Genomic DNA, 278 nt, shown 5'->3' on the forward strand with positions numbered 1-278 from the left:
TAACAATATCGTTAATTATTTGTTCATCACTGTCTGTATTAAACTTTCGCGCAAATAAACACTCACTCGCTTTTAGCGAACTCAAATCATCAATTTTGAGATCACGTGGTGCACCATTTACCCAAACAATAAATCTTTCATTAGCCGTAATTGAATCTGAAAAAGTATTATCAAAAAGATTTTTTTCAAATGGTGAATTTACAAGTAGGGTTTGTAAAAAAAGTTCGTCACAGCACTTCGTATTTTTAAATGTATTCCTAATAAATTTCTGTTTAGTC

General features: G+C 30.2%; 1 protein-coding gene. It reads right to left on the reverse strand.

Annotation, left to right across the window (positions count from 1 at the left end; translation table 11 throughout):
• Positions 1-278, reverse strand: a 278-nt coding sequence (locus D1831_RS14795; RefSeq protein WP_225422920.1) for a hypothetical protein, incomplete at both ends; no start/stop codon positions are given.

It is taken from the genome of Lactiplantibacillus garii (assembly GCF_003885105.1).
Taxonomy (GTDB): Bacteria; Bacillota; Bacilli; order Lactobacillales; family Lactobacillaceae; genus Lactiplantibacillus; species Lactiplantibacillus garii.